This window comes from Bacteroides cellulosilyticus DSM 14838, assembly GCF_000158035.1.
In the GTDB taxonomy this organism is placed as follows: Bacteria; Bacteroidota; Bacteroidia; order Bacteroidales; family Bacteroidaceae; genus Bacteroides; species Bacteroides cellulosilyticus.
Map to the genome: position 1 here is coordinate 386,152 of NZ_EQ973490.1, position 23,554 is coordinate 409,705.

Below are 23,554 nucleotides of genomic sequence, written 5' to 3' on the forward strand. Positions count from 1 at the left end.
ATGAAACTAAAATATATTTTACTATCAATACTGTTCCCGGCAATGACGATTCTATTTGCGTCTTGCTTCGATGACCTGAACACTACCCCGCTTGATCCTAAGTTGTATACGGCAGATAAAGCGTATTCTACCCCTGAAAGTTACATGCAGGGATTAGCCAAATTGTATGCAGCACTTGGCCTCTCCGGACAAAGCGGACCAGCCAGTGCGGAAATTGCTGATGTGGATGCCGGAACCTCTCCATTCTTACGTACATTCTGGTACATGCAGGAGTTCACTACAGACGAGGTGACATTCACTCAGTCCGACCCGGGATGTCCCGAACTCTCTTACAATACATACAGCACCTTGAACAATCCGATAATTTCAGGTCTCTATTATCGCCTCTTGTTCACTATTACCATGTGCAATGATTATCTGAAACAAACCACAGACGAGCGTTTGAATGACCGTGGAGTAGATGATGCTCTCAGAGCTAACATACAGTATTATCGTTCCGAAACCCGTTTTCTCCGTGCTTTGATGTATTATCACGCTATGGATATGTTTGGGAATACTCCTTTCATTACAGAAAACGATCCAATCGGTACTTATTTGCCTCCACAACGTTCACGTGCCGAACTCTACAGTTTCATTGAGAGCGAACTTCTGGAATTATCAGACGATCCGCATATGACCGAACCGAGACAGAATGAGTATGGGCGTGCCGACAAGGCAGCTGTCTGGATGTTGCTGTCACGCTTATATTTGAATGCAGAAGTGTATATTCAGACACCTAAATATGATGAGTGCATGAAATATGCCCGCAACGTGATCAGTGCAGGATATGATTTATGTCCCAACTATGCAGAACTTTTCATGGCTGACAACGGTGAAAATACAGATGCACGTAAAGAGATGATTTTCACGATCAACTTTGACGGACGCTGGACTCAGTCTTATGCAACACAATTCCTGGTAGCAGGTTCACGAGGTCCCAACGATCCTAACTTTACCCAAACGAGTGGTATCTCAAAGAGTTTCAAAGGTTCTCGCGCTACATTGACTTTCGTCCGTCACTTCTACCCGGGAATTGATGATTTCCTCGGAACAATGGATGAGGTGGTTGATGACGGAAACGGATCATTGGGAAAGTATGTAAACACCTTAGATAACCGGGCTATTTTCTTTACCCCGACTTGCCATTTGCCTATGTCCAAAAATGCCGGTTCGAGCACCTTCATTTATGGCTGGCCTTCCTATAAATGGACCAACCTGACACGTGAAGGCATACCGCCCTCATATACGGATGAAAATGGGAATGTGATTTCTTTGACTGAATATCCAAGTCTGGACTATCCCTTGATGCGCCTTGCCGAAGCCTATCTGAACTACGCTGAAGCTGCGGTGAGAAAATCCGGAGGAACATGTACGGATGCATTGGCTCTGGAAAAGCTCAACGAACTGAGGCATCGCGCAAAAATACAGGCCGAAGATCTGAGCTCTTTCACTCTCGATTATATTTTCGGTGAGCGTTCCCGCGAGCTTTATTGGGAAGCATTCCGCCGCACAGACCTAATCCGCTTTGGTAAATATTCCGGGAATGATTATACATGGGAATTCAAGAATGGAACTTTCCCCGGTTCTGCCGTTCCCAAATATAGAGAACTGTTCCCTATACCCGCTTCAGATATAGGCGCCAATCCTAATCTGACTCAGAATCCGGGCTATGACAATGCCGTTTCCAATCAATAACCTCTTTAAGAAGATTAAATATGAAAAAGTTAGTTTATTCAATAGTTAGCATAATTTCTCTTCTTTGCCTGGCGTCTTGCGCACAAGATGAGAAACTGATACTGGACCCTGATAATTTTGTTGCCAGTTCCTGGAAACAGACCTTTGACGATGTGTTTGTTCTGGATAAGAATGCTGCCGAGACAGACTTGGCCGTCATTGAGTGGACCCCTGCCCAATTTGGCTACGATGCTATTATTTCCTACGCCATTCAGCTGGCTGTAAAAAAGGAAGGAGTAGATGTAAATGATCTGACATACACAACGTTTGCAATTACCAATGAAAACAAATATACGGTGAAAGTAAAGGATCTGAATGCCGCCTTATTGTCGGCCGGAGCCATCAAACGCCGACCTACAGACATTGTAATGCGCGTTGAAGCCACTATCAGCACAGCCTATGCATCATTGACATCCTCCATATCCGAATTCAATGTGACTACGTTTTCCAGTGATCCCGACTTGCTTTATGTAATAGGTGATTATACCGACTTTACAACAAATAATGCAGAAGTATTATATTCTCCCGGCTGGAATGGAGAGTATGAAGGATATGTATATTTACCCAAATTAGACCAAGGTATAAAATTGGTTGAAGAACTGGCACCGGAAGTTGAATGGGGAGCACCGGCTTCATTCACTCCGGGTACAAGCCTTGCTCTGCAGGCAGGAGGAAACGTTATTGCTCCGGGTTCTTTTGCACCGGGTTCCAATAAAGAGGAAATACTCGATGGAGCGGGATTTTATAAAATGGTAGTTAAAATCACGGAGAACGCAAAGACCATGACACTTTACAAATTCTATAAAGAGTTTTTCGTGTGCGGACAGCGTAATATGAGTTATCCTCAATGGGCAAATTCCATGTCAGCTCAAAATCCTGAAGAAGGAACAGGAGCTGTTCTGACATACGATCCAGAAGGAAAAGTATGGACTGCCAAGCATGTGTATGTTCCGGAATATCAGACAGACGGAAGTGGTGTACCCAATACCTCTAAGTTTGAATTCAAATTCAGAGCGAATGCAGTGGGCAAAACCTGGGCAAATGCTGCCAATATGGGAGCTACCGACAATAAGGTGGAAAAGGGTAATCAATCGGGTATCATATCCGGCACAAAGAATATTCCATTTCTTGCAGCAGAAGGATATTATGACTTCAATGTGTATTTGCAGGAATATCCTTTCCGGTATGAACTGGTCCCCAGTGCTGATGAGTAGTTTTCAGGTTAATTGAGTGATTAGAATCGGGCTGTATCGTATATTTCCGATACAGCCCATTCTTTTATAATACTGACATTGAAACAATTAAAAATTATCCTTATGAGAACTTATATATTGTTTATCACACTTCTGTGCACTTTATCTCTAAAAGCACAGATTGTAGATTGTACACCATCTAAGCCAACAGGTGACGATGAAGTTACTGTGACTTTTGATCTGACCAAGTGTTCCTTTCAGAAAGCTTCTTTAGTCGATTTTGAAGGACCGATTTATTCACATATGGGAGTTATCACTTCCGAAAGTCCGAGTGGTACTGAATGGAAATCCAGAATTGCTTTGTGGCCGGATAAGACAACACCCGACAAATGTAATATTGATGCTGTTAAACTCCAGAAAGTCGGAGATAACCTCTGGCAGCTTAAAATCACCCCGTCCGTCAAAGAGTTCTTTATGCAAAACACTCAGATGGAACCACCTTACGAGTTTAAAGCAGACGAACAGTTGCTGAGTATCGAGTTTGTGTTGCGTAATGCGGATGGCACCATGGACGGGAGGGCTACCAGTGATAAAAAATCGAATATTAAATTACTGTTGTCCCATACAATAACTCCGGGAGAAGATAATCCGCGCCCGGAAGGAGTACAAAGAGGTATTAACTACCACAATGACGAAAGCCTCACTTTAGTACTGTTCGCTCCGGGAAAGCAATTTGCGTATTTAATGAGCGAACTGAGCAACTGGGAAGTGAAAGAGGATTATCGGATGAAAAGAGACGGTGACTACTTCTGGATTACTCTGAATCATCTCATTCCCGGGAAAGAATATGCTTTTTATTACCTGGTCGATGGTCTTTTGGATATCGCAGACCCTTATGCCAATAAGATACTCGAAAGGAAGTTCGACAAAGGAATATCTCCCGTCGCATATCCTAACCTCATGGAATTTCCGGAAAAATGTAAAGCTGATATTGTATCTGTGTGGCAAACGGCAAAACCGGAATATCCATGGGAAGTGACTGATTTTAAAGGCGTACGCCAAGACCGACTGACAATTTACGAACTCCTGCTTCGAGATTTCACACGCAACGGTGAATATAAAGGAAATCTGAAACTGGCCCTTGAGAAACTGGATTATCTGAAATCATTGGGAATCAATGCAATCGAATTAATGCCTTTCTGCAAGATAGACGGAATAACCAATTGGGGATATCACTCCACCTTCTTCTTTGCAACAGAAAAAGTGTATGGAACAGAAGAGGATTATAAGAAATTTATAGACGAGTGCCACAAACGTGGAATAGCAGTGATCATGGATATTGTATTGGATCATGCATATGGTACTTGTTCCTTAGTCAGACTGTATGCTGATCCTCCGGGAAATACCAAAGCACAGCCGGCAGCAGATAATCCCTGGTTCAATATGGTTTCTCCCAATACTAAATATTCATGGGGAGCCGATTTCAACCATGAGAGTAAAGAAACGCAGATTCTTTTAGACAGCATTTGCGCTTTCTGGCTAAAAGAGTATAAACTGGATGGTTTCCGTTTCGATTTCTCCAAAGGTTTTACCAATACTCCGGGAGATGGTTCTGCATACGATCCGGATCGGATCCGCATTATAAAGAGATTATCGGATGAAATACGGAAGCGAAAAAGTGACGCTTACCTCATTTACGAGCATTTAGCTGGCGATCAAGAAGAAAAAGAACTTGCCGAACACGATCTGATGCTATGGGGAAAGCAAAATTCTCCTTTCAGCAATGCGATCAATGGAGTTCAGAAAGGTAGTTCGTTTAAGGGAGCCATGGCTTCATCTAAAGGATGGAGTAAAAACAACCGGGTAACTTATATGGAGAGCCATGACGAAGAGCGTGTTGCATACAATGCTTCAGTGAATGGAATTGGAGAAATTCGAACGGAATTAGAGGTACGTATGAAAAGATGTGGAACTGCCGCAGCCTTTTTATTTATGATGCCCGGTCCCAAGATGATGTGGGAATTTGGCGAAATGGGGTACGACATCTCTATTCAGTCAAAAGAAGGTACGGACGAACTTAGTTCCAGCTATGAAGGTGAAACGAAACCTCCTCATTGGGAGTTCCTGGAGGTTCCGGAACGAAAGAATTTATTTGAGACTTATTGCAAATTACTAAATTTCAGAGAACAGTATGCCCATGTGATATCCGACGGAGAATTCGTAGGAAATGTGGATGAGACAGACTGGCCTATCCGACGTATTGAAATAACACATCCGGATCTTCACTTTGTTTTAGTAGGCAACTTCGGTATTGCCACTAATATATGTATCCCAAATTTGAATAACGGAGAAGACTGGTATGATTTCATGACCGGTAAATCCGAAACAGGAGGTCCCTTCTCTTTGCCTGCCGGAGAGTTCAGACTGTATATAAACAAGCCTGTAGAAATTACTTCCATAGAAACGATACCGGAAGAAAACCGGCAAATCGCTATTGCCCCTACAATTGCCCAAGAGGATGTTTGGATTTTATTATCCGGAATTGTCAAAGTGCAGATTATTGCAATGAATGGAATCATAGTAGACGAACAGACTCCCGCAAACCGTTCTTTCAATGTCAGCAAATTAAATAAAGGATACTATCTTGTACGTCTGACAGGAGAAAACGGGAAGCAAACAATGGCTCATCTTATCAGGCAATAGAAACGATTTACTTTGAGCAAGCATACCGGGAAGGCAGATTAAGAGTACCTTAATCAGATATTGTTCCATTACGAAGAAGCGTAAGTTTCACTTTAGAGGAACATTTGTTTCCTTACTGTGGCACAAAAGTTTCTTGCCTAAGAAACGTTTGTTTCTTAACCGAGAAACTTTTGTTCCATAGGCAAGGCACTTTTGTTTCAATAGGAAGAAATAAAAAGGAAAGGCGTAATCTTACGAGTATACCTTGCGCTTGCTAACAGGCTGAAAGCACTGAAAACCGTCCACGACCAGACATTTCAGTATAAACGCCTTACACACAAGGGCCTATAGACGATGAAAGAGATGAAAGCGCAGAACGGCAGGATAATACAGCACAAAGAAGACTTGACTCAGCGGTTCAACCACGGTTCCGGATTCAGTTTCTCCTTTTCTTTGCGCAACTGGAAGTGAAGCACCGTACGTCCATTGTCCGCACCATCCGAAAATACTTGTCCGAGGGCTTGCCGGGTAGTAACAGTATCCCCCGTCTTCACTGAAGCAGAAGCCAGGTTACAATAAACGGAAATATAGTTTCCATGGCGGATAAGAATATTAAAAAGTCCGTTCAGTTGGAAAACAGCAGCTACCTTTCCGTCGAAGATAGCACGCGCCTGTGCACCGGGCTTACCTTGAATATCTATCCCTTTATTATCCAGTTTCACATTGCGAAGCCCCTCTACGGAATACTGACCGTAGCGACTGGTGATGATATATGGTCCGGTAATAGGTATTGGCAATTTACCACGGTTGTTGACAAAGCTACCGGACAATTCCCGGTCTGCCTTATCCATCGTATAGGTTTCGAGAGGTGCTGCTTTCTTGGCGGCGGCTGCTTCGGAAGAAGAAGTTGCAGCCGGTTTCGTTTCTTTTGCAGCAGCCTTTTTGCGGGCAGCCGCTTCTTTACGCGCCTCTTCCGCAGCACGTTTACGGGCTTTCTCAATTTCTTCGGCTATCAGGCGATCAATACGCGCATTCAGCTGGTCGGCTTCCCTACGCTTCTTGTTCAACTCATTTTGCAGCCCACGCTGCTTCTTCTGTAAATTGGCAACTAAGGTTTTCTTCTCCTTCTCCTGGTTTTCCAACTTTTCTTTTTCCACTTCACGCTCTTTCAGCAAACTGGCTTTGGCTTTCTTTACCTGTTGAAGTTCCGTCTTCTTTTGATTGACCTGCTCTTGTTTCTTCAAAATCTCTTCGCCTTGCAGGCGCTGATAGTCGGCATACTCACGCACATAGCGCAAACGGCGATAAGTTTGCGATAATGTCTTGGCGGAAAGAATAAACAAAAGTTTGTCTTGGACGGAACGGTTCTTATACAGATATTGAACTGAAGACTCATATTTCTTCTTCTTATCCTTCAGATCATTTTCGAGGCGGACTAACTGACGTTCCAGTTTGGAAAGTTCACGATCTATAGTCTCCATATCATTATTAATGGCGAGGATATACCGTTTTCGTTCCTCAATCTGCCCGGTAAGGGCGGCAAGACCATTCAACTGGCTACCGACATCTTTCTTTGTAGTGTTCAGAAGTGTTTCCGACTCGGCTATCTGCTTTTGCAAAGCGCCCCGTTTGCTTTCCAACTCCTTAATCATCTTGTTGGATTGGGCGCAAAGTGGCAGAGCCAGACAGAAACAACTTATGAAAATACAAAGAAACTGTCTCATAACTTAGCCAGCATCTCTAAAAATTCAGTCCATTCAACCTTAGTATATCTGGAAGACACCTGAGTCGGGGTCAGCGATATCTCTTTGTCCGAAAAGTCGGTAAGAACGATTTTTCCTTTTTCCAAAGAAGGAATCCCCAACTCCTTACCTGTCAAAGAAGCTTTGCCACCGGGTTTGGCAGCCTCAAAAAGCATCTTCTCCAAATGGGCAAAGTCGGCCTTCTTGGGCAAAACGTCTTTCAATTCCTTACGGGTAGCCTGTACATAACGTTTTCCCATGCGGTCCACTACCAACACATCGTCAGGAGTAATCTCCAATCGTGCCACTTCACTGCGGAGGATAGGCATCAGAAGGGAAAGCTGCATACGTTCACCGCTTACAAGCTTCATGGTACCGTTCACTGTAATTGTGCCCCCCTTGTTAGGAATGGTCAACTGTACTTTAGAAGATAAAAAGCGCGGTTCTCCCAACGAAGAAGTCACTTTCCGGGAAGTCTTACAACCGGAAAGACCTATTACCAGGGTCAGGAGAAGCATGAAAGGCAGCATACGAATACTGCCTACCGTTCTGTATTTGCTGTGTAACGTTCTCATTCGGGTATATATTTCTTTTTCTCGATCTTCTTTTTCAATGTCTTGGACTCACTGCCCACTTCCTGAGCTTGCTTCCAATACTTCAAAGCACCATCCACATCACCGGTCATATAATAGATATCACCCCCATGTTCAAGAATGGTATCACTTTGGTCTTTATCATTCTTTATTGCATCGTCTATGTAGAGGCGGGCTTCGGCATAGTTGCCTTTCTCAAACAGAATCCAGGCGTAGGTATCCAGATAAGTGGGGTTCTTCGGTTCGGATTTCACCGTTTTATAACTCATTTCCTCCGCTTTGTCCAAGTCACGGCGTTCCAGCGAGAGGTAATAGGCATAGTTATTCAATGCTCCCAGATTTGCCGAATTGTAAACCAATGCAGAGTCATAGGCTGCATAGGCTTCCGTATTCATTTTCTTGGTATGATAGATATCGCCCATGATGGCATAGAAGTTCGAAACGAATTCTTTATCACTCTTTTCCGGGATATTTTCCAATCCTTTCTTGCAAATGGCAAGTGCATCGTCAGTGCGGTCAGCCTGATTATAGGCTATGGAAAGATAGAAATAGAACTCCAGCATATCGGGATTAGACTCGATACCGGCCTCGCAAAGACGGATTACTTCTTTATAATCTTCTTTCCGTATTGCTTCACCGAGAAGTGTCATACGGGCAGCCGTATTCGTCGGATCAATGTCCAGCACTCGTTCCAGTACGGGCATGGTCTCTTTATTCATTTTCTTGGCAAGGAGATATTGGGCATAAAGCATCGGCATCTGTGCATCATCCTGATCTTGTTCCATAATACGGTCAAAAAGATTGATCACGCGGGTACTGTCTCTACCTGCCCGTTCATTTTCAACCACAAACTGACGCATCACGTTCAACTTTGTATCAGAAGGCACTTTCTTATTCAGTAAAAGGGTATCCAGTTGTTGCTCGTAGAGTTCTTTCTGTCCGGTTTGTTCGTAATAAGAGGCCAATGAATACATCGCCATGGCATTATCCGGTTCGGTGGCAAGCACTTTCTTGTATATGTTATAGGCTTCGTCCTTCTTGTCGTTCTGCATATAAACATCACCCAGTATCACCTGATATCGCATATCCATCGGATACTCTTCCACCAGACTCTCTATCTCACGGAAAGCGCTCTGATTATCTTTCTTCTGTAAATAGATACGAAATTTCTCCATACTGAGTTGCTCGTTCTTTCCCATCTTTTCTTCCAAACGATTCAAGGTGGTAATCACATTATCGTACTCTTCCAGACGGTTATATATATCCAACAAGCTGTACAGAGGATCCATCCTATCCGAGAAACGAGTTGCCATGCTTTCCAGCAGATTCGTGGCTTTCTGCATCTCATTCTGTTGCTGATATAAGCTGGCCAATCCCTGGCTATACCAATAATTATCCGGATCATTTTCCACAGCCTTTTCCAATGCTGCCTGTCCTTGCGGAACTTGTTTAAGGTACATATAGTACTGCGAAATCTCGTACAAAGCCGATGAAGCATTCGGATTAATGGTCAGACAATGCTGCAATAAGTCAAAGGCAGCACTATAATCGTCTTTCATCTTCAAGCGGGAAGCTTCCAGGAAGAAGTAATCGTATTTACGCTGTTGCTCGGGCGTAAGCACAACCTGCGCCTTGGTTCCTTTCCGCTGTTTTTTTCCTCCCTGACGGGAAGTACCACACGATATAAGTATCGCGCACAATACGAAAAGAGATACTATTTTAAATTTCATTTTCATTCAGTCAGTTAGTAGAACTCAGCCCCTTTTAGTTTTTAAATTCTTTGATTTTTAATTCCTCAACTCTTTCCTGTATGACCGAAGCCGCCTGCACCACGCTCCGTATCATCCAGCACTTCCACTTCCTGCCATGTAGCTTGTTCGTGGCGTGCTATTACCATCTGCGCAATGCGTTCTCCGTCTTCTATCACAAAAGTCTCCGATGAAAGATTTACAAGGATAATACAAACCTCTCCACGATAATCGGCATCAATCGTTCCCGGAGAATTCAGCACCGTGATACCTTTCTTGATAGCAAGACCACTGCGAGGGCGCACTTGTGCCTCAAACCCCGGCGGCAGGGCAATATATAATCCTGTAGGCACCAGGCAACGCTGCATTGGAGCTAAAGAAATAGGTTCTGAAAGATTAGCACGGATATCCATTCCTGCGGACAATTCGGTGGCATAAGCCGGAAGCGGATGTTTCGATTTATTAATGATTTGTACGTTCATGACATTAATTACAAATTACGAATTATAAATTACGAACTGCAGCTATTTCAGTATTTAATAGCAGTTCTTCTTTTTTAATTGGGCGAAAATACAGCTTTTAAAGCAAAATAGTGATACATTTGCAGTTAAATAATAACAAAGGGCAAATGTCCCCTCTTTTTTGCCATTTATAATTTGTAATTCATAATTCGTAATTATCGCCATGAATTGGAACACCCTCATATCTGCCAAACGCTTCGGGCTTGAAGAGTTTCACCAGGAGCGTCACGAAAACCGTTCGGAATTTCAGCGGGATTATGACCGTCTCGTCTTCTCCGCCCCCTTCCGCCGCTTGCAGAACAAAACACAAGTTTTTCCCTTGCCGGGTAGTATCTTCGTACACAACCGCCTAACGCATAGTCTGGAAGTTTCCTGCGTAGGTCGTTCGTTGGGAAATGATGTCGCTAAAGCCATTCTTACCCGTCAGCCTGAATTGAAAGATTCGTATTTACCCGAAATTGGGTCTATCGTATCGGCAGCCTGCCTGGCACACGACTTAGGGAATCCTCCCTTCGGTCACTCCGGAGAACGAGCCATCTCCACTTTCTTCTCCGAAGGAAAAGGTATGCCTCTAAAAGGACAACTGTCCGCAGAGCAGTGGGAGGACCTGATACACTTCGAAGGAAATGCCAATGCTTTCAGATTGCTTACCCATCAGTTTGAAGGAAGACGCAAAGGAGGATTCGTATTAACCTATTCCACCCTGGCCAGCATCGTAAAATACCCCTTTTCATCGAGTTTAGCTGGTAAGAAATCAAAGTTCGGCTTCTTCACCACGGAGGAAGATAGTTTCCACCGGATAGCTGAAGAACTGGGTATGAAAAAGCTGAATGAAACTCCACTGAAATATGCCCGTCATCCGTTGGTTTACCTGGTAGAGGCGGCAGATGACATTTGCTATCAGATGATGGATATTGAAGATGCCCACAAGCTGAAGATACTTACCACACAGGAAACACAAGATTTACTTCTTTCCTATTTCCCCGAAGAACGTAAAACGCATATGCTCAAAACACTGAAGCTTGTCAGTGATGTCAATGAGCAGATTGCCTATCTGCGTTCCTGCGTCATAGGACTGCTCATCCAAGAATGTACCCAAGCCTTTCTGAATAATGAGGAAAAGATATTAAAGGGGGAATTTGAAGGAAGCCTCATCAAGCATATTTCCGAATTGCCAGCCGGTGCTTATAAGCACAGTGCAGATATTTCGTTAAAGAAAATCTATCGCTCGCGTGATGTACTGGACATCGAACTTGCCGGTTTCCGCATCATCAGTACTTTGCTCGATCTGATGATCGATGCCGTCTGCTCACCGGAAAAAGCTTATTCACAGTTGCTCATCAACCGGGTATCCGGCCAATACAATATAAAAGCGCCCGTACTCTACGAAAGAATACAGGCGGTATTGGATTATATCTCCGGCATGACAGACGTTTATGCACTTGATCTCTATAGAAAGATCAACGGAAACAGTTTGCCGGCAGTATAAGTTGTGCTTCAGGCACAATTATCATCTACTCGGAAAGAACACTTTATTAGCTCCGGAGGTAAGTTTGCAAGCCTCCGGCTCATTCTCGATGAATGACTGGATATGGCGGATACGCTTTTCTGCCAGAATCTCATCCACAGCAATCAGAATTCCCGTTTCTTCCACATCGCCAAAACCATAGTTAATGGCAGTACCGAACATACGCATCGTCGGACTCAAACTCATATAAGCATTTACCAACGGCGGAATATTATAGCCTAACTTACGTATCTCGCAATTCAGTATCTTATAGTCCTCCTTAAATGTCTTCTTACAAAACAAAGCAGCCAAATCGGCCTCTTTAGCTTCCATTTCAAGCGGTTTCATCGGAGTAATCAGATTATCTTTATCCTCAAAGTGCTTCTTCAAGAAATAAAGAATCATGTCGCGTCCCTGACGATGATAGCTCGGATACATAGTCACTTTACCGAAAAAATACTTCACATTCGGCATAACTACCGTTAACGCACCCAAACCATCCCATAGGTTATCCAGCGCAAACAAGCCTTTGCTACCGGCACGGGTGGACTGATACTCTACCGTAACAAATGAACGTCCTAACTCAATTGTAGTGGGAAGGTACTCTTTCAGGAACTTTTCAGAGAAATTGAACATGTGGGCTGTAGCCAGAATAGGGGCACCCTGTTCATCGAACCGAACGTCCGTACCAAGGATATAACGATAACCACCTAATATTTCTTCTGCTTCAGGGTTCCAGACAATCAGCTGTTTGTAGGGATTATCCATGATATCGTATTCATCGATATCCAGCGGTTGTCCTGTACCTCCACCTGCTGCACGGAAAGCAATCTCGCGTAAACGCCCGATTTCTTTCATAATATTCGGAGAATCCTGAGCTGTAATGATATAAATCTGATTATGGCTCTTATTCGTCATACGCAGACGCTTCTCTTCGGTCAGTTCCGCCTTCAGAAGTTCCTTACTAATAGGTTCAATAATCTCTTCCATATTTTTTTGTTAGTAGTTCTCTTATTAAAACTAAGTTCTATAATTTATAAACGATATCTTTTACGTAAGCCGCCCACTCGGCAGGAGTTTTTGATTTATCAAAAGTCTGCCAGGAAATAGGTTTCCCGATGGTAACAGTAAACGTTTTATGACGGTTCTTCAACATCTCGTCGGCAAGGTAGAGCATGGCTATGTTAATTTTGATGCCCAAAAATTTGCAGACGTTAGCCAAATTATAAAAAAAGTTCGAATTCCGGCCTTCAAAATGAATGGGGACAACGTCGCGTTGTGCCTGCACACTCTTTACGATAAAGGTCTTCTTCCAATCCAGATCACGGATCACTCCATTCTGACGTCGGGAGCACAATCCGGCAGGGAACATAATCAACTGATCATTCGATGCAAAGCCCGCTTCCACCATTCTCGGAAAATCTTTTGCCTGTTTTCCTGTCTTATTAATAGGTATACAAAGAGGAGCTAATCCTTGCAGATTCATCAGCAGGTCATTCACCATATACTTCACCTTACCTTTATAGAAACTACCCAACACATATCCCAAAGCCACACCATCCTGGCCTCCCAACGGATGATTAGAGACAAAGGTATACAATCCTTCAGTCGGTAGATTCTCTTCTCCCTTCACTACAATATTGGCATCCAGAAATTCCAGGCAGGCTTTTAAGAAGTCTACACCTACCTTATCCTTCGACTCGCGCAGGAAAACATTCAGTTCTTCCTGATGAACGATTCTTTTCAGATAAGAAACCACGAATTTGGGGATATACTTATAGTACTTCGGAGCCTTTTCCCGGAGCACTTTATCAATATCAATCAAAAATAAAGAGTCGTCAGCCATTCTTTTTAAGATGAAATGATTGCGCAAAATTAACTCATCTTTTTAATTATACGCAATAAAATTGGTGAAAACTGCACCCAAAAACAAACAAAAGGCACCCAAAAACTATCAATTGATAGTTTTTGCCCCAAAGATTGCTCAAAATGCGTCCGTCAGAGTTAGGGAACTTTCGTAAAATTGCAACATCAAAAGTCAAACAAACGAATAATTATAATAAAAAAGGAGAACGATATGAACAGTATTACATTTCAAAAGGATTTGCTCGGAGTACAAGACGATTTATTACGTTTTGCATATAAACTAACCTCCGACCGTGAAGAAGCTAACGACTTACTCCAGGAAACCTCTCTAAAGGCATTAGATAATGAAGATAAATACATGCCCGACACTAACTTTAAAGGATGGATGTACACCATCATGCGCAATATCTTTATAAACAACTATCGGAAGCTGGTTCGCGACCAGACCTTCGTAGATCAGACTGATAATCTTTATCACCTCAATCTGCCTCAGGAGTCCGGATTTCAAAGTACCGAAAGCGCCTATGACTTGAAAGAAATGCACCGTGTTGTAAATGCACTGCCACGCGAATATAAGATTCCATTTTCTATGCATGTATCCGGTTTCAAATACCGCGAAATTGCAGAAAAGCTGGGATTACCCTTAGGAACAGTAAAGAGCCGTATATTCTTTACACGCCAGAAGTTGCAACAGGAACTGAAAGACTTCAGATAATCTGTGTTGCAGGATAAAAACAGTTATTACCCTATACAACCTAAACCGATAACGTTCAGATATGAAAAAGTGTTCATGAAGAGGTCAGAGACTACTTGCATGAGCACTTTCCGACCACCCGAAAACTATCAAAACACCACCTGAAAACTATCAATTGATAGTTTTCCCCCCAAATATTGCCTGAAATCCGTCTATCAGAATAAGATAACTTTCGTAAAATTGCAAAGTCAAAAGGCAAAACAATAACTATTGAAAAGGAGAAATGATTATGAACAACAGTATTACATTCCAGAAAGAATTGATCGGGGTACAAGACGATTTATTACGCTTCGCATACAAATTAACCTCAGACCACGAAGAAGCAAATGACCTACTCCAGGAAACCTCTCTAAAGGCGTTAGATAACGAAGATAAATATGCACCTGATACTAATTTCAAAGGATGGATGTATACCATCATGCGCAATATCTTTATCAACAACTACCGCAAGGTGGTTCGCGACCAGACTTTCGTAGATCAGACAGAAAATCTCTATCATCTCAACTTACCGCAGGAATCCGGCTTTGAATGCACGGAAAGCGCATACGACTTGAAAGAGATGCATCGTATAGTAAATGCATTACCCCGTGAATATAAAATTCCATTCTCCATGCATGTATCCGGTTTCAAATACCGCGAAATTGCAGAGAAACTGGGATTACCACTCGGAACAGTGAAAAGCCGTATCTTCTTCACCCGACAGAAGTTACAACAAGAACTGAAGGATTTTGTTTAGGAGATTTAAAAAAAATCTGCAAAACCGATATATAGTATAAATTTTTAGTTGTGTTAGAGAGAATAGGGGCAGATTTGGAATTACTTCCAGTCTGCCCTTTTCATTCTCTAAAATTAATCCGGACGAATTTCACAACCCACACGAATCATCTATTGTTAACTTTATATTTTCTCATTTAAATTCAGATTTCCCTCTACAATATCTAAATCCTGCTGATATCCATGCAATTCCTTTCTTAATCTATCGGCATGTTCTTTATATGCTGTATCATTATAGACATTTTTCATTTCATGAGGATCAGTCAGCAAGTCATATAATTCAAAGTATTCGATATCCGCTCCCTCATCTTTACCTTTTCCTTCACCATAAAAATGAATCAGTTTATAACGGCCGTCAAAAACACCATCATGGCGACGAACCATGTGAATAGCAGGATAATCATAATAATGATAGTAGAGATTCTCGCGCCATTCCTGCGGTTTATCTCCGGAGAATAAAGGTACTAAAGATCTTCCGTCCATCTTTACCGGTGATTCAACCCCTGCCAAAGCCAAATAAGTAGGTGCATAATCTATGTTCTGAACCAACTCATTACATACTGAACCAGCTTTTATCATTTTAGGATACATAATCAAAAGAGGCGTTCTGAATGACTCCTCATACATAAAGCGTTTATCAAACCAACCATGCTCTCCCATATAGAAACCTTGATCAGAAGTATATACGATAATTGTATTGTCCATCAATTTATTCTCTTCCAGATAGTCCAATAAACGTCCGATCTGATCATCTACAGATTTTATAGTACGCATATAATCCTTTATGTAACGCTGATATTTCCACTTAGCTAATTCTTTTGCAGAAAGATTCGCTTCCAACATCGCTTTATTACGGGGGCCATATGCTGCATCCCATGCCTGTAATTGTTTAGGGGTCATACGAGCACGCGCTTTCTCCCAATCAGCTTTTGACCATTCCAGATGGGGAGGTAAATTATCATTTAATTCATTAACCTTCAAATCATACCCCATAGTCATATCATGCATGATAGACATTTGCTGTGATTTAGCCGCCGGTCCTCTGCTAGTGTAATCATCAAAAAAGTTATCCGGATAAGGAAATTCTGAATCTTCATACAAATCATAATATTTAGATTCTGGCATAAAGTTACGATGTGGCGCCTTATGATGAACCAATAAACAGAAAGGCTTCTTCTTATCCCTTTTGTCTAACCAATTTATAGCATAATCTGTAGTTAATGTCGTTGCATAACCTTCTTCTCTCACATATTCCCCATTAGTTTCTTTTGTCGCAAATTCCGGATTGTAATAATCCCCCTGATTCTTCAGAATTTTATAATAATCAAAGCCTTTGGGCTCTACTTGCAAATGCCATTTTCCCACAATAGCCGTTTGATACCCAGCTTGCTGCAATAGTTCCGGAAAGACTGTGTTATCTGGTTTGAATCCATTCGTTAATATCTCCTGACCATGCTTATGACTATACAACCCTGTCAAGAGCGTAGCCCGACTTGGAGCAGAAATAGAGTTTTCCACATAAGCACGCTGAAAAATCATTCCTTTTTGTGCGATTCGATCGATATTGGGAGTTGGTGCTATCTTTGAGATAGCACCTCCATAAGCACTGAGAGCCTGAAAGGCATGGTCATCTGTCATTATATGAATAATGTTAGGTCGTTCACTCTGAACCGCCTTTTCATTACCTGTGCAGGAAGCAAAGAGTGCACACAGCATACTCCCTGTTGCAACTGATAAGTTATTTAAGCTACTGTTCTTCATCTTTTATATTTCTTATTTATATGCCTCATTTTGTTCTATTACACCCTTGGAATCAATCACCATTTGCGGATCTATCGGAAATACGGCACGTCGTGGGTCTTCGTTATACTTGGATAAACTATATGCAGACAAACCTCTTTTCCCATACTCTACAAATTTGCCCATACGCACCAAATCCATGTGGCGAACACCTTCCCCATACAATTCATGTCCTCTTTCCTCTAAGATAGCTTCCCGGAAAGCTTCCGGAGAAGCGACTTTTTCCCCTCCGTTTATTTCTTCAATATTAGACAAACCGGCCCTGCTTCTTATTAAATTAACAAGATGTATAGCCAGATCTGTTACCCCTTCCGTCTCATTTATAGCTTCAGCATATCCTAAAATTGCTTCGGCATATCTGAATATCGGAATATCATTTTTAGCAAAATTTCCCTGCGTGGTAGGATCTTGATCATATTTAAAGGGCAAAGCTCCATTTTCCAGATTCTTATCTCCTCGTTTGACCTTTTTCCCCTTATTATTTACATACTCGGCAACAATCGTATTCAACCGTTTGTCCCCTTTTTCATACGTATCATAAAAAGCCCATCTCATTCTATGGGAATTACTACCCTTTGCAGCAGTAGAAATATGGGGATAATCTCCTGGCATTGCAGCACAATACCATTGATTAGGACTATAGTCTTTAGTACCATCACACGGAATAGCAAGGATTAACTCACTGTTTCTTTGATTATCAATACTAAATATTTTAGAATAGTCTTTCATCAGTTCATAAGTAGAACCACCTCCTTCTTTTCCCATCTCATAGACAGACTTTGCTACCACTTTAGCCTTCACAAAATCTTTCTGCATCAGATGTACCCTTAAAAGTATCATAGAAGCAGCCCCTTTAGTCAAACGTCCCCAAGTGTCTTGTGTTTCCGGCAAAAAAGGAATGGCTTCAGTCAAATTCTCTTCTAGATATGCCAGAAAATCTTCAGAAGAAGGACGCGCTATCCATTCTCCTTCCAGAGGATGTTCATCCCAATATAATAATTGTTCGTCCGAAGGATAAGGAAGAGGACCAAACATATCATACAAAATCATACCTGCCCAACCAATAATAGCTTTTGCTTCAGCAGCATACTTTTCTTTATTATTTACTGTAGTCTGCATAATTCTCAATGCTGCCATTCTGGCTTTAGATATATAAGTAAGCCTGGGCAGGAATTTCTGATAGAGAGGGGTTACAAGATTGGCACTTGCAACTAAATCCCAATCATGGGTGTTACATACTATTGAAGGAGCTGTTACATTTGTTTTTTCAGAAGTCAATATGTCCGTAGTATTTTCTGTCAAGGCAAAATATCCTCCATCCAGTGTAGCATAAAATCCTGCAACGCTTACATCCCCTTGAGAAGATCCAAACGGTTTATACAAAGAATAAACATAAAGCCTTAAATCATCTTCGTTCTTCAAAAAATCTTCCATAGAAACCCTTGTTGAATCTTCACGTACCAAATCAAGACAGGAAGAGTTCAACATCCCACACAAAAGGATCAAACATAAGTTATATATATTTTTTTTCATATTCATATCAAATTAAAAGGTAATATCTATTCCAAAAGTATAGGTACGAGAATTAGGATAAGCTGCTTGAGAATCAGTTTCAGGATCTGAACCGGAATAAGGAGTTATCACAAATAAGTTGCGTGCAGCAGCATATACTCTCAATGAAGAAAAATATTTATTTGATTTCTTTGTTTTGAATGTATAGCCTAATGAAACATTGTCGCAACGCAAAAACCAGGCCTTTTCAAGATAATATCCATTTCTCTGCGCTGCCGTACTTTCTACATGTGCAAAAATAGAAGGTATCGAAGAATTCAGATTGTCGTATGACCAGCGGTTAGCCAAAGACTTAAGTGTATTTTCTCCATACAAAGCTACATTCTGTAAGTTTCCGGCAAACATAGTGTAAGTAGAATTCTTCTGCCAATTATTGAACATTCCATAGAAATAGACATTCACGTCAAATTTTCCAAATTCAAAAGAGTTATTCAAACTAAATGGAATAGGAGTACTATTACCTTTATAGATCATATCCGCTTCATCAATCATTCCATCCGGCGAGCCACTATAGGCCGGTTTTCCATTCACCATCACAATATTACCACTATCGTCACGGAGATATCCATTCAAATCCTTAAACTTCAAGGCACCGGCATTGGGATTTCCAGCAGGTATCATGCCATCTACAACATACTGCCACATATCATTCACATCTTGACGTTGAGTTTCATTGATACCTAAAACATAATTAGCATCACGCTTTACGTAATAGTTTCGATAATAAGATAATACAAAATTGGTATTCCACTTAAAATTCCTATTATGTATATTCGTACTGTTAATTCCTATCTCAAAGCCATGATTTCCATCTACCTGAGAAAGGTTATAATCTATTTCCATAATTTCTTGATTAATCGGTAGTTGCCTTTTCCCTATCTTATTTTTGATACGAGAACTAAAGAAGTCAACAGTTCCACTTATACGACTATTGAAAATGCCCCAATCAATTCCCACATTAAAACTTGTTTTTGTTTCCCATGTCAAATCAGGGTTTGCCAAAGCTCCTAACCCCAAGCCAGCAGTAGGTATATTATTAAATGCATAATAATAAGTCGTAAAATAAGTATCCGTCCCTGTCAATTTACCGTCATCACCCACTTGTCCCCAACCGACTCTTAGCTTCAGATCATTCAGCCAGTCTATCTTATTCTTTATAAACTTCTCTTCTGCTATTTTCCACGCAGCAGACACTCCAGTAAATACTCCCCATTGTTTATTTGCCGCAAAATTAGAAGAGCCATCCACACGAATATTTGCAGTAAGCAAGTAGCGATTGTCATAGCTATAGTTAATACGTCCGATATATGAAGCACGCTCACCTATCTTTTTATATGAGGTTACATCCGGATGTGCACGAGAACCGGATCCCATATTATCCCAACCAAAATTATCTGAAGGAAATCCGGAATTGATCATAGTCGTACCATTTTGTCCTTGGTGCTCAAATTCAAATGCCCCCATAACACCCCAATTATGCTTATCCAGACTTAATTTATAGTCTGCCATCAAATTCAACAAATAGCTTTCACCCCTGTTTTGTCCGATATATGCATACATGGATTCCTGATTTCCAATACTTATAGTAGAAGGCAAATAAGATTTTCGTTCATTAATTCGTATATCAGTACCCACGGTACCTTTAATCATCAAGCCTTTTACCGGAGTCAGTTCTACATTTGCAGTAGCCAATATATTTTCCCGTTGACTTTTATCCTGCGCATCTAAAAACGATACAGGATTGGGGCGCCCGAAACGATCATCCGGGTTCAAAGTATAATTTCCATTTTCATCCCAAATAGGCAACGTCGGATTGAATTCCATTGCACTTGAAAGCATACCAGCAAACTGTGAACCTCCAGAGCGTCCGGATTCTCCATAAACATTATCAATATTATTCCGACTATATGAAACATTTACGCCTCCTTTCAGCCAATTATTAAACTTCTGATCCAGATTCAATCTAGTGGTAAAACGATTAAAAGAGTTATTCTTAACAACCCCGTCATTACTCAGGTTACTAACAGAAAACAAGTATTTAGTTTTACCGGAACCACCTTTGATGTTTAGGGACTCATTATGAATTAATCCTGTTCTCGTTACCTCATCCAGCCAGTTTGTTCCTCCACGGAATTTGCTGATTTCCTCTTCTGTATATGGATAAAGGATAGAAGCATTCATTGAATCCTCCCATTCTCTTGTCCCATATGGATACACATTATTATTATTCATCCATATTTCCCGGGTTATTTTATTTCTTTCACACATAAAATCCTGCCCACTGAGCATGTCTTCAAAGCCATATAGTTTCTGCATAGATACAGAGGCTGAGAACTTTACATCCACTTTGCCTTCACTGCCACGCTTAGTTGTAATCAGTACAACTCCATTAGCCGCACGAGATCCATAAATAGAAGTAGCACTGGCATCTTTCAATATATCAATAGATTCTATATCATCCGGATTCAAATTGATAAAGTTGTTATCCATAGGTACTGAACCCAATTTATTTCCGGTTTCTTTCACATTCTCCGAAATATACTGGTCATCTACCGGAGAAATAGGATAACCGTCAATTACAATCAAAGGGGCGTTTCCACCACGAATACTGAAATCGATAGCACCACCGGGAGCTGCACTATTAGCTTTCACTATAAGCCCTGGCGTTCTTCCTGTAAGCATATTCCCCACTGAAGCTGTAGAAGCTTTAGGAAGCTCATCCGTTTTCACAACTGAAATAGAACTGGTAACATCTCCTCTCTTCACAGTACCATAACCAATTACCACCACTTCATCAAGCATCTCTTGATCAGGCATCAACTTAACATTGATCTGACGTTGATTTCCAACCAATATCTCCTGAGATTTATACCCAATAAATGAATAAACGAAAATAGCTTTTTCTTTAGTAGAAACAGATACAGAATATTTCCCATCCAAATCAGTCACAGTGCCATTAGTAGTTCCCTTAACCACTACGTTGACACCCACCATAGGTTCACCTAACTCATCGACAACAAGTCCGGTTATTGACACTTTACCAACCTGAGCAACAGATCCGCCTATATTCATAAGCACAAAAAGCGCGAATAGCAACCACTTTAAAGTATTAATATGGTTACCGTGCAAAAAGTGTTTCTTCATAATTTTTTAAGATTAATGTTTTCTCAATTCTATAATTTGTGTACTTTTTCTCTTTAAAGATATTTTATCAAGCTGTCCGTAAGCTTCTCCCGTTTCAACATTCAATCCAGAATGATAGGAACTTAACATCTCATTAAACCGTTGAGTATCCAAGACCTTATCTGCATCATTTGCATTGACTGCCACCATTACACAAGCAGAATCATCATATCTGAAATAGACATAGATTCCATCTTGCGGTTTAAAATGTTTCAATTTCCCATACTGAACAACCGGAGTCCGTTTACGCCAGGTCAAAAGCATACGCACATAATCATAAACAGCACTCTCATCAGCAGTGCGTCCTTCTCTGACAAACACACTTCGAGGATCCCCCCCCCAACCGCCGTTCATTTCTTTGCGATTTGCATTTGACTTATAAATACCTTCAATATCACTATTCATTCCGATTTCCGTACCGTAATAAAGTTGCGGAATACCCCGCGTTGTCAGCAAGAATCCCATAGCCGATTTATATAAGTCGAGATCCTTACCTATTGAAGTCGCAAATCTTTCCGTATCATGATTGTCGGCAAATATCAATACATTATCAGGATGAGCATATAAATAATCCTGTGCGAGAGAGGCATAAAGCTTATTCAAATGCCTTCCTCTATTCGGGTTATGCGCAGCAAAAGCATCCTGCATTGCATCCATTAAAGGAAAGTCCATTACACAAGGTAAATAAGAATTGTATCCATCATAATTTCTGGCATCTTTTTGCCAATATGCAACAGAAGACACTTGCGGTTGCCATACTTCACCTACAATATTCAAATAGGGGTATTCATCCATAATGGCTTTTGTCCACTTTGCAATCTGTTCACGTTCACAATAAGGATAGGTATCAACTCTCAATCCATCTAAGCCGGCATATTCAATCCACCAAATAGTATTCTGAACCAAATAACGTAGCACTTTCTCATTATTTTGATTCAGATCTGGCATCAATGGAGAGAACCAGCCATCTTTATTCAACAGAAAATCTTTCTCCGAAACATAAGGATCATTCCAGGCAGAAATAGCCAATGCCCTACCCGGGGTTTTCGGTGCCGGATGAATCCAATCTTTCAAAGGAAGATTCTGAATCCATGGGTGGGAAATGCTACAATGATTCGGAACCACATCCATCACCAATTTTAATCCTCGTTTATGACATTCATCAGCAAACTGCTTATATAATAGATTATTACCATAACGGGGATCTATATTATAGAAGTCCGTACAAGCATAACCATGGTATGTATTTTTCACATGATTAGATTCCCACAAAGGTGTTGGCCAAATCGTGGTGACTCCCAATGTCTGTAGATAATCCAGTTTCGATATCATTCCTGCGATATCTCCTCCATGTCTCCCATTCGAATTATTCCGGTCTGTACCTTCCAGCGTATTTGCAGTGGTGTCATTAGAAATATCCCCGTTTGCAAAACGATCCGGCATAATCAGATAAAAAACATCCGATTGATCAAATCCTTTCCTGATGGCAGAGTTTTCACTCCTCTCTTTCAACTCATAAGATATCTTTTGAAAGAATTTCCCCTTCTTAAATGAAAGTTTGATTTTACCGGCTTTTTGATCTTTACCAATATCCAATGTCACAAATAGATAGTCAGGACTATCTGCATTCTCTACAGCTACCACTTCTACATCTTCTGCTTCAATAGTCACAGAAGTACCATCCAAATCCTTACCGTAGACAAGTAACTCCAACTTACTATCTTTCATCCCTGTCCACCAATTGCCCGGTTCTATCTTTTCGATATCGGTCGGAAAAGCTAAAGAAGCTGTACACAATACCGCAAAGAAGATCAATACAAGTTTTTTTCTCATACCGCTTGCATTT

Annotated in this window: 16 protein-coding genes; 6 read left to right on the forward strand and 10 right to left on the reverse strand. The window is 41.2% G+C overall.

Features of this window, described 5'->3' with window-relative positions:
• The 3 genes from BACCELL_RS06335 to BACCELL_RS06345 all read left to right on the forward strand — a co-directional run bounded on the left by BACCELL_RS06335 (position 1) and on the right by BACCELL_RS06345 (position 5,669).
• Positions 1–1,734, forward strand: coding sequence for a RagB/SusD family nutrient uptake outer membrane protein (locus BACCELL_RS06335; protein WP_007210805.1), 1,734 nt, complete (start codon positions 1–3; stop codon positions 1,732–1,734).
• Positions 1,735–1,754: 20 nt separating this feature from the next.
• Positions 1,755–2,987, forward strand: coding sequence for a SusE domain-containing protein (locus BACCELL_RS06340; protein WP_007210806.1), 1,233 nt, complete (start codon positions 1,755–1,757; stop codon positions 2,985–2,987).
• Between the two features lie 102 nt (positions 2,988–3,089).
• Positions 3,090–5,669: an alpha-amylase family glycosyl hydrolase gene (locus tag BACCELL_RS06345; RefSeq protein ID WP_007210807.1), complete on the forward strand. Its 2,580-nt coding sequence runs from the start codon at positions 3,090–3,092 to the stop codon at positions 5,667–5,669.
• Positions 5,670–6,058: 389 nt separating this feature from the next.
• On the opposite strand, the gene BACCELL_RS06350 is transcribed toward BACCELL_RS06345, so the two are convergent.
• The 4 genes from BACCELL_RS06350 to dut all read right to left on the reverse strand — a co-directional run bounded on the left by BACCELL_RS06350 (position 6,059) and on the right by dut (position 10,213).
• Positions 6,059–7,372, reverse strand: coding sequence for a murein hydrolase activator EnvC family protein (locus tag BACCELL_RS06350; protein WP_007210808.1), 1,314 nt, complete (start codon positions 7,370–7,372; stop codon positions 6,059–6,061).
• Entirely contained in the window at positions 7,369–7,965 is a 597-nt protein-coding gene (gene lolB1 / locus BACCELL_RS06355; RefSeq protein ID WP_007210809.1) for a lipoprotein insertase outer membrane protein LolB1, read from the reverse strand. The genes BACCELL_RS06350 and lolB1 overlap by 4 nt, the downstream gene beginning before the upstream one ends.
• On the reverse strand, positions 7,962–9,713 hold the full coding sequence (locus tag BACCELL_RS06360; protein WP_081450803.1) for a tetratricopeptide repeat protein: 1,752 nt from the start codon (positions 9,711–9,713) through the stop codon (positions 7,962–7,964). The genes lolB1 and BACCELL_RS06360 overlap by 4 nt, the downstream gene beginning before the upstream one ends.
• 65 nt (positions 9,714–9,778) lie before the next feature.
• Positions 9,779–10,213, reverse strand: coding sequence for a dUTP diphosphatase (gene dut / locus BACCELL_RS06365; protein WP_007210811.1), 435 nt, complete (start codon positions 10,211–10,213; stop codon positions 9,779–9,781).
• Between the two features lie 202 nt (positions 10,214–10,415).
• On the opposite strand from dut, the gene BACCELL_RS06370 reads away from it, so the two are divergent.
• A complete protein-coding gene (locus BACCELL_RS06370; protein WP_022208470.1) occupies positions 10,416–11,741 on the forward strand; it encodes a deoxyguanosinetriphosphate triphosphohydrolase in 1,326 nt (441 codons plus the stop codon).
• Between the two features lie 21 nt (positions 11,742–11,762).
• On the opposite strand, the gene glsB is transcribed toward BACCELL_RS06370, so the two are convergent.
• Entirely contained in the window at positions 11,763–12,749 is a 987-nt protein-coding gene (glsB, locus tag BACCELL_RS06375; protein WP_007210815.1) for a glycine N(alpha)-acyltransferase GlsB, read from the reverse strand.
• 37 nt (positions 12,750–12,786) lie between these two features.
• Complete coding sequence (gene glsA, locus BACCELL_RS06380; RefSeq protein ID WP_007210816.1) at positions 12,787–13,605, reverse strand: lyso-glycine lipid O-acyltransferase GlsA; 819 nt, start codon at positions 13,603–13,605, stop codon at positions 12,787–12,789.
• 231 nt (positions 13,606–13,836) lie between these two features.
• On the opposite strand from glsA, the gene BACCELL_RS06385 reads away from it, so the two are divergent.
• Complete coding sequence (locus BACCELL_RS06385) at positions 13,837–14,340, forward strand: RNA polymerase sigma factor (protein ID WP_007216924.1); 504 nt, start codon at positions 13,837–13,839, stop codon at positions 14,338–14,340.
• A 268-nt stretch (positions 14,341–14,608) separates the two neighbouring features.
• The gene (locus BACCELL_RS06390) at positions 14,609–15,115 is read left to right on the forward strand and encodes an RNA polymerase sigma factor (protein ID WP_022208469.1); all 507 of its coding nucleotides are present in this window, start codon (positions 14,609–14,611) and stop codon (positions 15,113–15,115) included.
• A gap of 161 nt (positions 15,116–15,276) precedes the next feature.
• Here BACCELL_RS06390 and BACCELL_RS06395 read toward each other — a convergent pair whose 3' ends face one another.
• The 4 genes from BACCELL_RS06395 to BACCELL_RS06410 form a co-directional block, all read right to left on the reverse strand.
• The gene (locus tag BACCELL_RS06395) at positions 15,277–16,914 is read right to left on the reverse strand and encodes a sulfatase family protein (RefSeq protein ID WP_007210819.1); all 1,638 of its coding nucleotides are present in this window, start codon (positions 16,912–16,914) and stop codon (positions 15,277–15,279) included.
• Positions 16,915–16,926: 12 nt separating this feature from the next.
• Entirely contained in the window at positions 16,927–18,387 is a 1,461-nt protein-coding gene (locus BACCELL_RS06400; RefSeq protein ID WP_007210820.1) for a RagB/SusD family nutrient uptake outer membrane protein, read from the reverse strand.
• Positions 18,388–18,498: 111 nt separating this feature from the next.
• Positions 18,499–21,669, reverse strand: coding sequence for a SusC/RagA family TonB-linked outer membrane protein (locus tag BACCELL_RS06405; protein ID WP_007210821.1), 3,171 nt, complete (start codon positions 21,667–21,669; stop codon positions 18,499–18,501).
• 12 nt (positions 21,670–21,681) lie between these two features.
• On the reverse strand, positions 21,682–23,541 hold the full coding sequence (locus BACCELL_RS06410) for a glycoside hydrolase family 13 protein (RefSeq protein WP_007210822.1): 1,860 nt from the start codon (positions 23,539–23,541) through the stop codon (positions 21,682–21,684).
• Between the last annotated feature and the right edge of the window lie 13 nt (positions 23,542–23,554).

What these genes read in the sequence shown, in the direction of transcription:
- BACCELL_RS06390 (WP_022208469.1), top strand. Translation starts at nt 14,609, where the DNA reads ATGAACAACAGTATTACATTCCAGAAAGAATTGATCGGGGTACAAGAC.
- BACCELL_RS06340 (WP_007210806.1), top strand. Translation starts at nt 1,755, where the DNA reads ATGAAAAAGTTAGTTTATTCAATAGTTAGCATAATTTCTCTTCTTTGC.
- glsB (WP_007210815.1), bottom strand. Translation starts at nt 12,749, where the DNA reads ATGGAAGAGATTATTGAACCTATTAGTAAGGAACTTCTGAAGGCGGAA.
- lolB1 (WP_007210809.1), bottom strand. Translation starts at nt 7,965, where the DNA reads ATGAGAACGTTACACAGCAAATACAGAACGGTAGGCAGTATTCGTATG.
- BACCELL_RS06370 (WP_022208470.1), top strand. Translation starts at nt 10,416, where the DNA reads ATGAATTGGAACACCCTCATATCTGCCAAACGCTTCGGGCTTGAAGAG.
- BACCELL_RS06400 (WP_007210820.1), bottom strand. Translation starts at nt 18,387, where the DNA reads ATGGAAGATTTTTTGAAGAACGAAGATGATTTAAGGCTTTATGTTTAT.
- BACCELL_RS06335 (WP_007210805.1), top strand. Translation starts at nt 1, where the DNA reads ATGAAACTAAAATATATTTTACTATCAATACTGTTCCCGGCAATGACG.
- dut (WP_007210811.1), bottom strand. Translation starts at nt 10,213, where the DNA reads ATGAACGTACAAATCATTAATAAATCGAAACATCCGCTTCCGGCTTAT.
- BACCELL_RS06395 (WP_007210819.1), bottom strand. Translation starts at nt 16,914, where the DNA reads ATGAAGAACAGTAGCTTAAATAACTTATCAGTTGCAACAGGGAGTATG.
- BACCELL_RS06405 (WP_007210821.1), bottom strand. Translation starts at nt 21,669, where the DNA reads ATGAAGAAACACTTTTTGCACGGTAACCATATTAATACTTTAAAGTGG.
- glsA (WP_007210816.1), bottom strand. Translation starts at nt 13,605, where the DNA reads ATGGCTGACGACTCTTTATTTTTGATTGATATTGATAAAGTGCTCCGG.
- BACCELL_RS06345 (WP_007210807.1), top strand. Translation starts at nt 3,090, where the DNA reads ATGAGAACTTATATATTGTTTATCACACTTCTGTGCACTTTATCTCTA.
- BACCELL_RS06385 (WP_007216924.1), top strand. Translation starts at nt 13,837, where the DNA reads ATGAACAGTATTACATTTCAAAAGGATTTGCTCGGAGTACAAGACGAT.
- BACCELL_RS06360 (WP_081450803.1), bottom strand. Translation starts at nt 9,713, where the DNA reads ATGAAATTTAAAATAGTATCTCTTTTCGTATTGTGCGCGATACTTATA.
- BACCELL_RS06410 (WP_007210822.1), bottom strand. Translation starts at nt 23,541, where the DNA reads ATGAGAAAAAAACTTGTATTGATCTTCTTTGCGGTATTGTGTACAGCT.
- BACCELL_RS06350 (WP_007210808.1), bottom strand. Translation starts at nt 7,372, where the DNA reads ATGAGACAGTTTCTTTGTATTTTCATAAGTTGTTTCTGTCTGGCTCTG.